Annotated in this window: 13 protein-coding genes; 10 read left to right on the plus strand and 3 right to left on the minus strand. The window is 40.6% G+C overall.

Annotated elements, in window-relative coordinates:
* Positions 1 to 2: 2 nt before the first annotated feature.
* Positions 3 to 1667, plus strand: coding sequence for an asparagine synthase B (gene asnB / locus PAUR_RS10605; RefSeq protein WP_192507729.1), 1665 nt, complete (start codon positions 3 to 5; stop codon positions 1665 to 1667).
* Between the two features lie 74 nt (positions 1668 to 1741).
* On the opposite strand, the gene pssA is transcribed toward asnB, so the two are convergent.
* On the minus strand, positions 1742 to 3067 hold the full coding sequence (gene pssA / locus PAUR_RS10610) for a CDP-diacylglycerol--serine O-phosphatidyltransferase (RefSeq protein WP_192507730.1): 1326 nt from the start codon (positions 3065 to 3067) through the stop codon (positions 1742 to 1744).
* 254 nt (positions 3068 to 3321) lie between these two features.
* Here pssA and trxB point away from each other — a divergent pair, with 254 nt between their 5' ends.
* The 4 genes from trxB (at position 3322) to infA (ending at position 6206) form a co-directional block, all read left to right on the plus strand.
* Entirely contained in the window at positions 3322 to 4272 is a 951-nt protein-coding gene (trxB, locus tag PAUR_RS10615; protein ID WP_192507731.1) for a thioredoxin-disulfide reductase, read from the plus strand.
* Positions 4273 to 4369: 97 nt separating this feature from the next.
* On the plus strand, positions 4370 to 5086 hold the full coding sequence (gene aat, locus PAUR_RS10620; RefSeq protein ID WP_192507732.1) for a leucyl/phenylalanyl-tRNA--protein transferase: 717 nt from the start codon (positions 4370 to 4372) through the stop codon (positions 5084 to 5086).
* The gene (locus tag PAUR_RS10625; RefSeq protein WP_192507733.1) at positions 5079 to 5816 is read left to right on the plus strand and encodes an arginyltransferase; all 738 of its coding nucleotides are present in this window, start codon (positions 5079 to 5081) and stop codon (positions 5814 to 5816) included. Before aat ends, PAUR_RS10625 begins: the two co-directional genes overlap by 8 nt.
* A 171-nt stretch (positions 5817 to 5987) precedes the next feature.
* The gene (gene infA / locus PAUR_RS10630; RefSeq protein ID WP_058029687.1) at positions 5988 to 6206 is read left to right on the plus strand and encodes a translation initiation factor IF-1; all 219 of its coding nucleotides are present in this window, start codon (positions 5988 to 5990) and stop codon (positions 6204 to 6206) included.
* Between the two features lie 172 nt (positions 6207 to 6378).
* Here infA and clpA read toward each other — a convergent pair whose 3' ends face one another.
* Positions 6379 to 8646, minus strand: a complete 2268-nt coding sequence (gene clpA / locus PAUR_RS10635; protein WP_192507734.1) for an ATP-dependent Clp protease ATP-binding subunit ClpA — start codon at positions 8644 to 8646, stop codon at positions 6379 to 6381.
* A 29-nt stretch (positions 8647 to 8675) separates the two neighbouring features.
* A complete protein-coding gene (gene clpS, locus PAUR_RS10640; RefSeq protein ID WP_192507735.1) occupies positions 8676 to 8993 on the minus strand; it encodes an ATP-dependent Clp protease adapter ClpS in 318 nt (105 codons plus the stop codon).
* Positions 8994 to 9190: 197 nt separating this feature from the next.
* Between clpS and cspD the strand changes: the two genes are divergently transcribed.
* From cspD to hflD, 5 genes are all read left to right on the plus strand, one after another.
* Entirely contained in the window at positions 9191 to 9409 is a 219-nt protein-coding gene (cspD, locus tag PAUR_RS10645; RefSeq protein WP_010363137.1) for a cold shock domain-containing protein CspD, read from the plus strand.
* A 277-nt stretch (positions 9410 to 9686) separates the two neighbouring features.
* Positions 9687 to 11909, plus strand: coding sequence for an NADP-dependent isocitrate dehydrogenase (locus PAUR_RS10650; protein WP_192507736.1), 2223 nt, complete (start codon positions 9687 to 9689; stop codon positions 11907 to 11909).
* 183 nt (positions 11910 to 12092) lie between these two features.
* Complete coding sequence (locus tag PAUR_RS10655; protein ID WP_192507737.1) at positions 12093 to 12728, plus strand: pseudouridine synthase; 636 nt, start codon at positions 12093 to 12095, stop codon at positions 12726 to 12728.
* 82 nt (positions 12729 to 12810) lie between these two features.
* Entirely contained in the window at positions 12811 to 13911 is a 1101-nt protein-coding gene (gene mnmA, locus PAUR_RS10660; RefSeq protein ID WP_192507738.1) for a tRNA 2-thiouridine(34) synthase MnmA, read from the plus strand.
* The gene (hflD, locus tag PAUR_RS10665) at positions 13911 to 14513 is read left to right on the plus strand and encodes a high frequency lysogenization protein HflD (RefSeq protein WP_192507739.1); all 603 of its coding nucleotides are present in this window, start codon (positions 13911 to 13913) and stop codon (positions 14511 to 14513) included. The genes mnmA and hflD overlap by 1 nt, the downstream gene beginning before the upstream one ends.
* Positions 14514 to 14523: the final 10 nt, after the last annotated feature.

Below are 14523 nucleotides of genomic sequence, written 5' to 3' on the forward strand. Positions count from 1 at the left end.
TTATGTGTTCTATTTTTGGAGTATTAGAATTAAAATCTGATCCAATACAATTACGGAGTCAAGCAATAGAGATGTCAAAAACGCTCCGACATCGAGGACCTGATTGGTCTGGCGTATATGCGACAGATAAAGCAATATTGGTACACGAGCGGTTAGCTATTGTCGGCGTGTCAAGTGGGGCACAGCCACTATATAACCCCGAAAAAACCAACATACTTGCAGTCAATGGAGAAATATATAATCATAAAGAACTCGCTCAAAGCCTCACCACTGATTTTTCTTTTCAAACTGAATCTGACTGCGAAATTATTCTCGCGCTATATAAACAAAAAGGCCCGGAATTTTTGGATGACTTGAACGGTATTTTTGCATTTTGTTTATATGACGAAACGCAAGACAGTTATTTAATAGGCCGAGATCATATTGGTATTATCCCTCTTTATACGGGCCGAGATCAGCATGGTAACTTTTACGTTGCCAGTGAAATGAAAGCACTAACACCGATTTGCACCTCAATAGAGGAATTTCCTCCTGGGCATTACTTATATTCTAAAGAAGGAACATTACGCCCTTACTATCAACGTGATTGGCAATCTTATGACGCCGTAAAAACTAATTCAGCGAATCCGTTGGATGTTAAAAATGCACTAGAAGCGGCAGTAAAACGCCAACTTATGTGTGACGTTCCGTATGGAGTGTTATTGTCTGGCGGCTTAGATTCATCCGTTATTTCGGCAATTACTCAAAAGTTTGCAGCTAAACGTATAGAAGACAATGATGCGTCTGATGCATGGTGGCCAAAGTTGCACTCCTTTTCTATTGGTTTAGCTGGATCACCTGACCTCGCTGCTGCACAAGTTGTGGCCGATGAAATAGGCACTGTCCACCACCCTATAGTTTTTACCGTCCAACAAGGTATTGATGCATTAAGAGAAGTTGTTTATCACTTAGAAACTTATGATGTCACCACAATTAGGGCATCAACGCCGATGTATTTAATGTCTAGACAAATAAAAGCAATGGGTATAAAAATGGTACTTTCTGGCGAAGGCGCTGATGAATTATTTGGCGGATACCTTTATTTCCACAAAGCCCCGAATGCAAAAGAGTTTCATGAAGAACTGAATCGAAAAGTATCTAAGTTACACATGTTTGATTGCCTTCGGGCTAATAAATCCATGGCCGCTTGGGGTGTAGAAGCACGAGTTCCTTTCTTAGACAAAGAGTTTGTTGATATCGCGATGCGCAGTAACCCAGACTATAAAATGTGTAAAGATGGTCGTATTGAAAAGCATATTCTACGCGAAGCGTTTGATGGTTACTTACCTGACAGCGTACTTTGGAGACAAAAAGAGCAATTCTCTGATGGAGTTGGATATAGTTGGATCGATTCATTAAAAGCCCATGTCAACGATCAGGTATCAGATCAAGACTTAGCCAATGCTAAATACCGCTTTCCAATCAATACTCCATACAGTAAAGAGGCTTACTTTTACCGAGTAATATTTGAAGAACATTTCCCGGGCGATGCTGCCGCAAATTGTGTACCTCATGGTAAATCAGTTGCATGTTCAACACCAGAAGCGCTTGCATGGGATGCTTCATTTCAAAACAATGCAGATCCATCTGGTCGTGCTGCCAATGTGCATAACGAAGCTTATGAATAAACGCGAATACCTATAAATATTAAAAAGGGCCTAAGGCCCTTTTTAATATAATCTTTTCGCTCGATAAAGTCAGACTAGATAAACTTCTTAATAATAAAATCAACCTTCACGCGTTTAGCTTGACCAAGTAACTTTCGAACCGGTAATGGATAATCATTTAATGATTCAATATCATCTGGGCCAGTAAGCAAACGACATTTATCTAAAATTGCCTGTTTTTCTTGCTCAATACCCGGTAATACCTGTTTTTGCGGGTCTTCAATCAAAATGCCATTTTCAATATCAAGCCCCCAAGCTCTAGGGTTCAAATTATGCCCACTTAGCAAATGTGTATGATTATCTTTGCAAATTCCCTTTAAATGGAATGAGTTTACCCCATCTTTCCACAAATAGACTTTTAATTGACCCGAAGTAATGTGACGCTTTTGGCTTTTGAGAAACTTCTGTAAAATCGTCTCATATAAATAAGGTAAAGCACCAATTCGGCTAAAGGGTTGTTCTGGGCAAATATAAAAGTCATTTGCCGTTTTATCACCCACCACCACTGTTACCTGCTTTCCTTGCTTTAATAATCGCCTGAGTGAACGTAAAAGAGGCGCCGGAAAGTTAAAATAGGGTGTGTATAAAATAAGCTCCTGTTCTGTTGTATCAAATAGGTTTTTAATTAAACGATTAAGCTTATTTGTACGACGACCAAACCCTAAAAACGCACGAATGTTAAGACCATTTTGATTGCTTGCTTCAGACAAATCATATTTGGCTTTTTTCAATTCTCGCATTAATTTTTTTTGTGCTAATTTGATATCACTGAATATAGGCAGTGGTCGACTATCTATTCTAGGTACACCCTCACTGCTGATCAAATATCGATCTGTAAAATCACAGAAACTATCGGCAAGTTGAGACTGATTTATTAAAAAATAACGATCTAAGCGATATTTTGAATCTTTGTGTAAATACACATCATTTAGACTTGCACCGCTGTACATAACGGTGTCATCCATTACAAACCCTTTTAAGTGCAAAACACCAAAAAGTTCTTTTGCTTTAACAGGCACGCCATATACTTTGACATTACTTTGAAAGTCACTCAATGCTTGGCAATATAAACTCGCATTGCCATCTGATTTTTGTGCGCCAATCAATCCGCGCTGTGCACGATGAAAATCGACTAATACATTGACTTTGAGATCTGGATTTGCAAGGGATGCATCATGTAGTGCAGTTAAGATCTCTCTCCCTGCTTCATCATCTTGAAGATAAAGTGCCGTGATATAAATACGACGCTGTGCACCCTTTATCAACTGTAACAATTGCCCATGATACTGCTTTGCATCTGTCAGAATTTGAATGTTTTTAGCCTCTAATTCAAACCCTGGAGTTTCCTGCCAAAAAGCCATAAATACCTATAGTTGAGAGTCAATCCAAGCGGACTAACGAAATATACTTCTTTAAAACATATCAAAAAAAACCTACTTGGTCATGAATAAGCGTTCATTTTCGTGCCAATGGCGCAAAAAACGCTCAAGTACAGTATTTTTGACATCTTCCTGATTTATCAAAAAATGAAATGTTGATTTTATTTTACATCTTGCTTGAATTTCTTAGAATCAACCTCATTCAATCAGAGTATAAAACATTTTAGGAAATCATAATGAGTGATGGTAAACATTGTAAACTGCTTATTTTAGGATCTGGCCCAGCGGGCTATACCGCGGCAGTTTATGCGGCACGTGCAAATTTAAACCCAGTGCTGATCACAGGCATGCAACAAGGTGGACAATTAACCACGACAACAGAAGTTGAAAACTGGCCTGGTGATGCACATGGTCTGACTGGTCCTGCATTAATGGATCGCATGAAAGAGCACGCTGAACGATTTGAGACTGAAATAATTTTTGATCATATTAACAAAGTAGATGTTTCAAAACGTCCATTCACTTTAACAGGTGATCAAGGTACCTACACTTGTGATGCATTGATCATTGCCACTGGCGCATCGGCAAAATATCTAGGTCTTGAGTCTGAAACCGCTTTCCAAGGTCGTGGTGTATCCGCTTGTGCGACCTGTGATGGTTTCTTCTACAAAGGCCAAAAAGTGGCGGTTGTTGGTGGCGGTAATACCGCTGTTGAAGAAGCGCTTTACCTATCAAATATTGCAGATGAAGTACATGTTATTCACCGTCGCGATTCATTTCGTAGCGAAAAGATCCTTGCAGATCGTTTAATGGATAAAGCTAAAAATGGTAACGTTACACTGCACTTAAACCGTAATCTAGATGAAGTACTCGGCGATGACATGGGCGTAACAGGCATTCGTATCAAAGAAACAAATTCAGAAAAAACGGAAGATCTTGACCTAGCAGGTGTCTTTATTGCAATAGGTCATAAGCCAAACACCGATATGTTTGAAGGACAATTGGAAATGAAGGATGGTTACTTGGTTGTCCAGTCTGGATTACACGGTAATGCTACTCAGACGAGCGTTGAAGGTGTTTTCGCAGCTGGTGATGTATCTGACCATATTTACCGCCAAGCAATCACATCAGCCGGTACAGGCTGTATGGCTGCATTAGATGCTGAGCGTTACTTAGATAATCTATAAGTTACATTGAATGGGGGCCTCTCCCCCATTTGATTTTTTTTGAATTTGCGTTATTTTATTTCCAATTTTACAATTACCGTAATTCGTAACTTTTACTATGACGCAGCAAATTATTCATTTATCCAGTGATAACTGTCAGTTTCCCCCATGTAACTTAGCACTCACAAATCCAGATGGCTTATTGGCCGTAGGTGGGTGTCTCTCATTAACTCGACTTCGCACAGCCTATAGCAAAGGAATTTTCCCATGGTTCAATGAACGAGAGCCAATTATGTGGTGGTCGCCAAGTGAGCGTGGCGTCATTGAGTTAGATGAGTTTCATATTAGTAAATCACTGCGAAAAGCGATGCGTCGAATAAAACCTAAGGTTACAATTAATCGCGCTTTTTCTGATGTTATTACAGCATGCCGTACTCAGCGTCTAAACAGTGAAGGGACTTGGATAAATAGCCAAATACTTCAAGCGTATATGGATGCGCATCACGCCGGTTTTGCACATAGCCTTGAGCTATGGAATGAAGAACACCTGATTGGTGGCTTATATGGCATTATGCAATCAGGCGTATTCTGCGGTGAATCCATGTTTTTTAATCAACCTAACGCTTCAAAACTCGCTATGTGGGCATTGGTTAATTGGTTGAAGCGACACAATGCGCATTTCATTGACTGCCAGTTAGAGAATCCTTATTTAAACACGCTCGGTGCAAAAGTTATCCCACGGACTGAATTTTTGACTAAACTTAACAAAGCAAACGCGTTCGATATGCCTGCCAACATGTGGCTAACACAAACCTTGGAAAACATATATGACTGAACACTTTCCATCAAAAATTGGTTTAAGTCAGCAATTTAGTTGTAGTTATTTACCTGAACAGCAAGAACAATTACTCGTTATTTTAGATCACAATTGTTATACACCAGAGCGTTTTGAAGGTTTATTAGAATTAGGGTTCCGACGCAGTGGTGATCAAATATATCGCCCACACTGCCCAAAATGTAATGCATGTCAATCACTGCGACTGCCCACCTATGATTTTATGCAATCTAAGTCACAAAAACGTAAGTGGAACAAACTAAATAATGAATTTAGTATTGTAGAAAGTCATGAAGAACGTCCTAACTACTACCCACTGTACGAAAAGTATATTTCACTACGGCATCAAGATGGCAGCATGTTTCCACCTAACCATTTACAATATGAAAGTTTTTTGTTCTGCCGTTGGTTACCCATCACTTTCATTGAGCTTTGGCACTTTGATAAACTGGTCGCGGTTGCCGTAACCGATACGATGCCAAATTCTCTCTCTGCCATTTACACTTTTTTTGATCCAGATTACGAATCATATAGCCTTGGAACTGTCATGATATTAGCGCAAATAGACTATGCGCAGAGGGCGAAAAAGCAATATCTCTATTTAGGGTACCAAATTGATAGCTGCAAAAAGATGAAATACAAGTCGCACTATAAACCTGCACAACGTTTTATCAATGATATTTGGGTTAACAGCGATACCAACACGACGAAAAAGACAGCAAAGAAATAACCCGTTCATTATCGCTATTCGTTAAATTTCGTACCAAAAAAGTCATTTTACTACTTTAATCGGCATCATAGGCTAATAAAATAACAATTTTTTGACCCTTTCCTTTACTTATTGCAAGCTTTTGGGCAAAATCTCCTGCGTTTAAATATTCAAAGAGGTGTTACGCTACACATGGCGAAAGAAGACGTAATTGAAATGCAAGGCACAGTCCTTGATACTTTACCAAATACAATGTTCCGCGTTGAGTTAGAAAATGGTCACGTGGTTGTTGCTCATATTTCTGGAAAAATGCGCAAGAACTACATCCGTATTCTTACAGGTGACAAAGTAACGGTTGAAATGACCCCTTACGACCTAACCAAAGGACGCATTGTCTTCCGTGCTCGTTAATCGAACCGTGTAGAACTGTTCTTGGAACAGGTTGTAATACGTCGCTCATAGACGTGTTTAATCAACCTACTCAATGGTTGTTATAAAAAGTCTATTGAGCAGGGCTTAATATAGCCCAAAACAAAAAGCCTAGCATTGCTAGGCTTTTTGACATTAGTTACATAATGAATGCTTATGCAGAAACAAGCGCGTTTTCATAAGTAAATGCAATTTTGTTATCCTTAATACACACTTTAACTGATCCACCATCGACTAACTCACCAAATAGTATTTCGTTAGCTAAAGGCTTTTTAAGCTGCTCTTGAATAACACGTGCCATTGGACGTGCCCCCATCGCCTTATCGTAGCCTAAATCTGCTAACCAAGACCGTGCTGCCGATGTGAGCTCTAAGTTCACAGACTTACGATCAAGCTGCGCCTGTAACTCAACAATAAACTTATCGACCACTTGTAACGTCACTTCTTTATCAAGATGATTAAACCAAATAATATTATCTAAACGATTTCTAAACTCTGGTGTAAACACTTTATTGATTTCAGATAACGCATCATGCGAATGATCTTGTTCCTGAAAACCAATAGACTGACGAACGGTTTCCTGAACACCAGCATTAGTTGTCATAACTAATACAACATTTCTAAAATCCGCTTTTCGGCCGTTGTTATCTGTCAGCGTACCGTGATCCATAACTTGAAGTAAGATGTTGTAGATATCCGGGTGAGCTTTTTCTATTTCATCTAGTAAAACCACTGAATGAGGATGCTTTATCACAGCATCAGTTAACAATCCGCCTTGTTCATAGCCTACATAACCAGGAGGCGCACCAATTAATCGGCTCACAGCATGGCGCTCAGAGTACTCTGACATATCGAAGCGTATGAATTCGACCCCCATACATTTGCCGAGCTGCTTCGTCACTTCTGTTTTACCAACTCCGGTTGGTCCCGCGAACAAAAACGAGCCTATGGGCTTATCTTCATTTGCAAGTCCTGAACGAGACAATCTAATCGCTGACGTAAGTGCATCGATTGACTGGTCTTGTCCAAAAACCAACATTTTCAAATTGCGGTCCAAGTTTTTGAGGGTGTCTTTGTCGCTTGAAGAAACACTTTGCTGTGGGATCCTCGCAATTTTTGACACAATCATTTCAATATCAGATACACCAATGGTCTTTTTACGGCGTGACACAGGAAGTAAACGTTGATTCGCTCCCGCCTCATCAATAACATCAATTGCTTTATCTGGTAGCTGGCGTTCATTTATATACTTTGCACTTAACTCAGCGGCAGCGCGCAGCGCTTTTTGTGTATAACGAATGCCATGATGTTCTTCATAACGCTCTTTCAGCCCATATAGAATTTTTGTTGTATCTGCCACACTTGGTTCCACAACATCAATTTTTTGGAAACGGCGAACCAATGCTCTGTCTTTTTCAAAGATATTTTTAAACTCGTTGTATGTTGTCGAACCCATACAGCGCAATTGGCCACTCGATAACAGCGGTTTAATTAAATTAGAGGCATCCATGACTCCGCCAGATGCTGCACCTGCCCCGATTATTGTGTGAATTTCATCAATGAATAAAATAGCATGAGGTTTTGCTTGCAGCTCTTTCAGTAGTGCTTTGAAACGTTTTTCAAAGTCTCCTCGGTATTTCGTACCCGCTAACAAAGCCCCCATGTCTAACGAATAAACAACTGCATCCTCAATAACATCTGGCACTTGGTTGTTTACAATTCGATATGCCAACCCTTCAGCTATCGCTGTTTTACCAACACCAGCTTCACCCACAAGCAAAGGGTTATTCTTTTTACGACGACATAGCACCTGAACCGTTCGTTCGACTTCTTCATCACGGCCCACTAATGGGTCGATCTGACCAGCTTGTGCCATTACATTAAGATTCGCAGTGAAGTTTTCTAATTTAGATTTCTCTTCATTTTGAATGTCATTTGATTCTTCATGTATTTCTTCATGATCGTCATGATCCGACTCATCATCGTCTGACTTAGCGATACCATGGGATATAAAGTTAACAATATCTAACCGACTAATATCACCTTTCTTAAGCAAATATACTGCTTGACTCTCTTGCTCTGAAAAAATAGCCACAAGTACATTTACACCTGTAACTTCACTACGCCCTGACGATTGAACATGGAACACAGCACGCTGTAATACTCGCTGAAACCCAAGTGTAGGCTGAGTCTCTCTATCTTCTTCTAAATCTGGTAAGACCGGCGTTGTCTCATCTATAAACTCTGACAGCTCTCGCTTTAGAGTCTCAGTATTAACACCACAGGCGCCTAACGCTTCTCCTGCAGATGGATTATCAATAAGCGCCAAAAGTAAGTGCTCTACTGTCATAAATTCATGACGGCGTGTACGAGCTTCACGAAATGCGGCGTTTAAGGTTATTTCTAGATCTTTGTTTAGCATTGGCAACCCCCAAACGAGAATTAAAAAGGTTATTCTTGCTCACAACTACAAAGCAACGGGTGTTCATTGTCGCGAGCGTAACGATTGACCTGCTCAGCCTTTGTGTGCGCTATATCGGCAGGATATATTCCACATACAGCCTTCCCTTCGTGATGAATTTGTAACATCACATCAGTTGCTCTTTCGCTATCCATATTAAAAAATGTCACTAAAATTTCGATTACAAAATCCATTGGAGTGTAATCGTCATTGTTTAAAATGACCTTGTACTTACGCGGAGGGCTAAGCTTTTGCTTCTCACTTTCACGTACCGTGTCTATAACACCTGAATCTTTTGTCCCACTCATAATTAAATATAGTCTTGTCTTGGTAACTCAAGCAAACTTGAATTAGAAAATAAATAAAATGTTAAAAAAAATAGTAAATAACTTGACTGACTGCCTATTTAAACTACAGTCGTACTAGATTGCTTTATATGGGCAGTCTAGCAAATTATAAAGTTTAGATTAACTAAATTTAGTCACTTATAGAAGGATGTAGAAGTATGGCTTGCGGAAAAGTCAAGTGGTTCAATAACGCCAAAGGGTTTGGTTTCATCGTAGAAGACGGCAGCGAGGAAGATATCTTTGCCCATTACTCGACGATTGTAATGGATGGATACAAAACACTTAAAGCTGGTCAAGGTGTAACATTCGAGCTGCAAGAAGGCCCGAAAGGGTTACACGCTACCAACATCGCGCCAAGCGGTGAATTGTTAGTGTAACAGCAGCGATGACTATATAAAGCGAGTCGCATTCGCTGCTCGCTTCATTTTCTAAAACTTCCTTATATTTTTTCATTCTGGAACTTTAATTTTTTGAATTAGCCCCAATATGTAATGATTGATACAATTGCTACGTCTATTAGGTGGGTTAGATATTATTATTTTACCTAAAGTAAAAATATCTAACAAACTTGCTATACCCTTTTGCCTTAGGCAACATAGCGTTCCCTTTGCATTGTTGAATGGCTTTTAGAGGCCACAAATTCTAGGAATGATGATGACATCAAAAATTATTTACACTAAAACAGATGAAGCTCCAGCTTTAGCAACTTACTCTTTACTCCCTATTATTCAGGCCTACACTAATGTAGCCGGTGTAGAAGTCGAGACTCGAGATATTTCATTAGCTGGCCGTATCATTGCTAATTTCCCTGACTTTTTAACTGAAGAGCAACGTATCGGTGATGCACTTGCTGAACTTGGTGAGCTGGCTAAAACGCCTGAAGCAAATATCATCAAACTGCCTAACATCAGTGCATCTGTACCACAATTACACGCAACCATTAAAGAACTTCAAGCAAAAGGCTATGCACTTCCTGATTACCCAGCTGAGCCACAAGATGAAAAGCAAGCTGCGATTAAAGCAACTTACGATAAAATCAAAGGCAGCGCAGTAAACCCAGTACTTCGTGAAGGTAACTCTGACCGCCGCGCACCAGCATCAGTAAAAGCATATGCACGTAAAAACCCACACTCAATGGGCGCATGGGCTAAAGATTCACAGTCTTATGTTGCAAGCATGACTGATGGCGATTTCTTCGGTTCAGAGCAGTCAACTACGGTTGAGCAAGCCACCAATGTGCGCATTGAGCATGTTGCAAGTAATGGTGATGTAACTACGCTTAAAGCAAGCACTGCCTTGTTAGCAGGCGAAATTATTGATGCTTCGCGTATGAGTGTTTCTGCATTGCAAGACTTCCTTGCCGCGGAGATTGCATCAGCAAAAGATAAAGGCGTACTATTCTCATTGCATATGAAAGCAACAATGATGAAAGTATCTGATCCCATCATTTTTGGCCATGCTGTTAAAGTATTCTATAAAGACGTATTCACTAAGCATGCTGCACTATTTGCAGAGCTAGGTGTTGACGTAAACAACGGTTTAGGTGATGTATATACAAAAATACAACAACTAGATGACGCAAAACGTGCTGAAGTAGAAGCTGATATCGCAGCCATATATGAAAGTAGCCCAAGTATTGCAATGGTTGATTCCGATCGTGGTATCACAAACCTACACGTCCCAAGTGACGTGATCATTGATGCGTCAATGCCAGCAGCGATTCGTACAAGCGGTCAAATGTGGAACACAGCAGGTAAGCAGCAAGATACCAGCTTTGTTATTCCTGACCGTTGTTATTCTGGCGTTTACCAAGCAACTATCGACTTCTGTAAAGAACACGGTGCGTTTGATCCTCGTACAATGGGTACTATCCCGAACGTGGGCCTAATGGCACAAAAAGCAGAAGAGTATGGTTCTCATGATAAAACATTTGAAGCACCATCAGCAGGTACAATTCGCGTTGTAGATGCAAATGATACCGTGCTACTTCAACATAATGTTGAGCAAGGCGATATCTGGCGCATGTGTCAGGTAAAAGATGCACCAATTAAAGATTGGGTTAAACTTGCTGTAAACCGTGCTCGCGCAACCGGTGTTCCAGCTGTATTCTGGTTAGATGCAAACCGAGCTCACGACGCTCAGCTTATTGAAAAAGTAAACACATACCTTGCAGATCATGACACTGCTGGTTTAGAGCTGCTGATCAAAGCACCTGTTGCAGCAACAGAGTACTCTTTAGCGCGCATGAAAGAAGGAAAAGATACCATTTCAGTTACAGGTAACGTACTACGTGATTACTTGACTGATTTATTCCCAATTCTTGAGCTAGGTACCAGCGCAAAAATGCTGTCTATCGTGCCACTAATGAATGGTGGTGGCCTATTTGAAACTGGCGCGGGTGGTTCAGCACCTAAGCATGTGCAACAATTTGAAAAAGAAAACCACTTACGTTGGGATTCTTTGGGTGAGTTTTTAGCGCTAGCGGCGTCACTTGAGCACCTGAGTCAAACTACTGGTAATGCCAAAGCACAAGTACTTGCTGATACGCTTGATCAAGCAACAGGCAAATTCTTAGATGAAAATAAATCACCTTCTCGCCGTGTAAATGAGCTGGATAACCGAGGTAGTCATTTCTTCTTGTCACTTTATTGGGCTCAGTCTTTGGCGGCTCAAACAACTGATACTGAACTTCAAACTACATTCGCTGCTTACGCTGAAACACTAACAGCACAGGCACAAACAATTGTTGACGAGCTAAACAATGCTCAAGGCGTGGCTAAAGACGTTGGCGGTTACTTCCAGCCTAATGACGATATTGCCTATGCAGCAATGCGTCCGAGCAAAACATTTAACGATATCTTGGCAACCCTTGTATAATTGTTAATGTTTCTAATTTAAAGGGTAGCCATTGCTACCCTTTTTCTTTAATAGACTACACGCCTTCAACAAGTCATATTTTACCTGTAAAAATTAAATCTGCGACCAAAGTCACAAAATGTGGGCACTCTTGCACGTCAATTGATATAATCTTGCTCCTCGACTTTCACGCTCGGTTATAACATGGTATACAAAGCACGTTCATCTTCTCGAAACACACCAAAATCCTCACGACCAAGTCACCGAAAAACAACAAAACCAAGTATTGCGCCAGAAGATGTCAAAATTGTTTTGTTCAATAAGCCGTTCGATGTGTTGTGTCAGTTCACAGATGATCAAAACCGTGAAACACTTGCACAATATGTGAAAGAAAAAGGAGTGTATGCTGCAGGCCGGCTGGATAGAGATAGCGAAGGGTTATTGCTACTCACAAATTGTGGTCAATTACAGCACAAGCTCACCGACCCAAAGAAAAAAACCGACAAAACATACTGGGTTCAAGTTGAAGGAGTTCCTGAGCAAAAAGACATTGATGCGTTATGTTCTGGCGTCGAGCTCAAAGATGGTTTAACACGCCCTGCGAAAGTAAAAATAATTCCCGAACCGAGTATTTGGCCACGTAACCCACCAATAAGAGAGCGAGCAAATATCCCAACGACTTGGTTAAGCGTCACCATTAATGAGGGAAAGAATAGGCAAGTTCGCAGAATGACCGCACATATTGGCCACCCAACACTACGACTAATTCGCTCCCAGATCGGTAAATTTACGCTCGATGGATTAAAAAACGGCCAATATAAAGTACTAAATAACCGATGATATTCATCTCGACTTTTAGCCACACACATTTGCGTGCTATAATCACGGCCTTTAAAAATCACATAGATTTACAGCAAAAATTATGAGCGATAATAGTCACATTAAAGTCATCGTTGGTATGTCCGGCGGTGTTGATTCTTCAGTTTCAGCTTACCTCTTAAAAGAACAGGGCTACCAAGTAGAAGGCCTATTCATGAAAAACTGGGAAGAAGATGATAATGATGAATATTGCGCTGCTGCTGAAGACTTAAAAGATGCCCAAGCAGTATGTGATAAGTTAAATATTGAACTCCACACTGTTAATTTTGCCGCAGAGTATTGGGACAATGTATTTGAATACTTCCTCGCTGAATATAAAGCAGGCCGTACACCAAATCCTGATATTATGTGTAATAAAGAAATTAAATTTAAAGCCTTTTTAGAGTTTGCCGCACAAGCACTTGGTGCCGATTATATTGCCACAGGGCATTATGTACAGCGTGAAGAACGTGACGGTAAATTTGTTATGTGTCGTGGGCTAGATGATAACAAAGATCAAAGCTACTTCTTATACACATTAAGTCATGAACATATCGCACAAACCCTTTTTCCGGTCGGCGAAATAGAAAAACCAGAAGTGCGCCGCATTGCTGAAGAACAAGATTTAATTACCCATGACAAAAAAGACAGTACCGGTATTTGCTTCATTGGTGAGCGCAAGTTTAAAGACTTTTTGCAAAAATTCTTACCAGCACAACCTGGTAAGATAGAAGACACGGATGGACTAACCGTCGGCGATCATGAAGGCCTTATGTACCATACCCTTGGTCAACGAAAAGGCTTATTAATTGGCGGCATGAAAGAAGGTAACGGCGAGCCATGGTATGTGGTAGATAAAGACATTGAACGCAACGTTTTAGTGGTTGGTCAAGGTAAAGACCACCCTCGCCTATTCAGCAACGGTTTAAATGCTGATCAGTTACATTGGGTCGATAGAGTTGGCCCACAAGGCACACTACGCTGCACGGTAAAAACTCGCTACCGCCAAACCGATATTGCATGTACCTTGCTCGTTGGTCAAGATGGGTTAGCGCGCGTGTTATTCGACGCGCCTCAAAAAGCTGTCACACCAGGCCAATCTGCCGTTTTCTATTTAAATGACGTATGCTTAGGTGGCGGCATTATAGACTCGGTGATTAAATAATGGCAGCAGAATATGTCATGCCGCTTGCGGCTATGTGTCAAATTACCAAGCTAGTTCAAAAGGTGTCAAAATATGGACAGTTTGCTGAAACAGATGTTGCAAGCTTTTTAAAAAGTATTGTAAATCTTTCCCCAGAAAAACCTTCCGATGTCTATGAAGACAGCTTTGCTCTGAAGTCTGGTTTACGGACTTTGGTTGAGCAATTAACCCCAGCTGGTGAAAAAGACGTTGAAATGGTCAAATATGTTGGTGGGCTAATGCAATTAGAAAGAGCGCTTGCTAATAACCCCCAAGCGCTAAGTGAGCTGGCTCGTCGTTTAAAAGATGTAGAGCGTCAATTACAACACTTTGAGGTGTGTGATAGTACTATCATCGCCGCATTTGCTGACATATATAGTGAAGTATTGAGTCCGCTAGGACAAAAAATTCAAATCTTTGGCAAACCAGAGATTTTGAAGCAACCTGGCACTCAACAAAAAATTAGAGCGCTGCTCCTTGCAGGGATCCGCAGCGCAGTACTTTGGCGACAACTAGGTGGCAAACGCCGTCAGTTTTTCTTTGGTAAAAAGAAAATTATCGCAGAAGCACAAAATAGAATTTAAATATCGTTCA

Source organism: Pseudoalteromonas aurantia 208 (genome assembly GCF_014858725.1).
In the GTDB taxonomy this organism is placed as follows: domain Bacteria; phylum Pseudomonadota; class Gammaproteobacteria; order Enterobacterales; family Alteromonadaceae; genus Pseudoalteromonas; species Pseudoalteromonas aurantia.

Bases quoted from the DNA above. Each gene is read 5' to 3' on its own strand.
- clpA (WP_192507734.1), bottom strand. From the start codon at position 8,646: ATGCTAAACAAAGATCTAGAAATAACCTTAAACGCCGCATTTCGTGAA.
- PAUR_RS10655 (WP_192507737.1), top strand. From the start codon at position 12,093: ATGGTATACAAAGCACGTTCATCTTCTCGAAACACACCAAAATCCTCA.
- trxB (WP_192507731.1), top strand. From the start codon at position 3,322: ATGAGTGATGGTAAACATTGTAAACTGCTTATTTTAGGATCTGGCCCA.
- hflD (WP_192507739.1), top strand. From the start codon at position 13,911: ATGGCAGCAGAATATGTCATGCCGCTTGCGGCTATGTGTCAAATTACC.
- clpS (WP_192507735.1), bottom strand. From the start codon at position 8,993: ATGAGTGGGACAAAAGATTCAGGTGTTATAGACACGGTACGTGAAAGT.
- aat (WP_192507732.1), top strand. From the start codon at position 4,370: ATGACGCAGCAAATTATTCATTTATCCAGTGATAACTGTCAGTTTCCC.
- mnmA (WP_192507738.1), top strand. From the start codon at position 12,811: ATGAGCGATAATAGTCACATTAAAGTCATCGTTGGTATGTCCGGCGGT.
- asnB (WP_192507729.1), top strand. From the start codon at position 3: ATGTGTTCTATTTTTGGAGTATTAGAATTAAAATCTGATCCAATACAA.
- infA (WP_058029687.1), top strand. From the start codon at position 5,988: ATGGCGAAAGAAGACGTAATTGAAATGCAAGGCACAGTCCTTGATACT.
- PAUR_RS10625 (WP_192507733.1), top strand. From the start codon at position 5,079: ATGACTGAACACTTTCCATCAAAAATTGGTTTAAGTCAGCAATTTAGT.
- PAUR_RS10650 (WP_192507736.1), top strand. From the start codon at position 9,687: ATGACATCAAAAATTATTTACACTAAAACAGATGAAGCTCCAGCTTTA.
- cspD (WP_010363137.1), top strand. From the start codon at position 9,191: ATGGCTTGCGGAAAAGTCAAGTGGTTCAATAACGCCAAAGGGTTTGGT.
- pssA (WP_192507730.1), bottom strand. From the start codon at position 3,067: ATGGCTTTTTGGCAGGAAACTCCAGGGTTTGAATTAGAGGCTAAAAAC.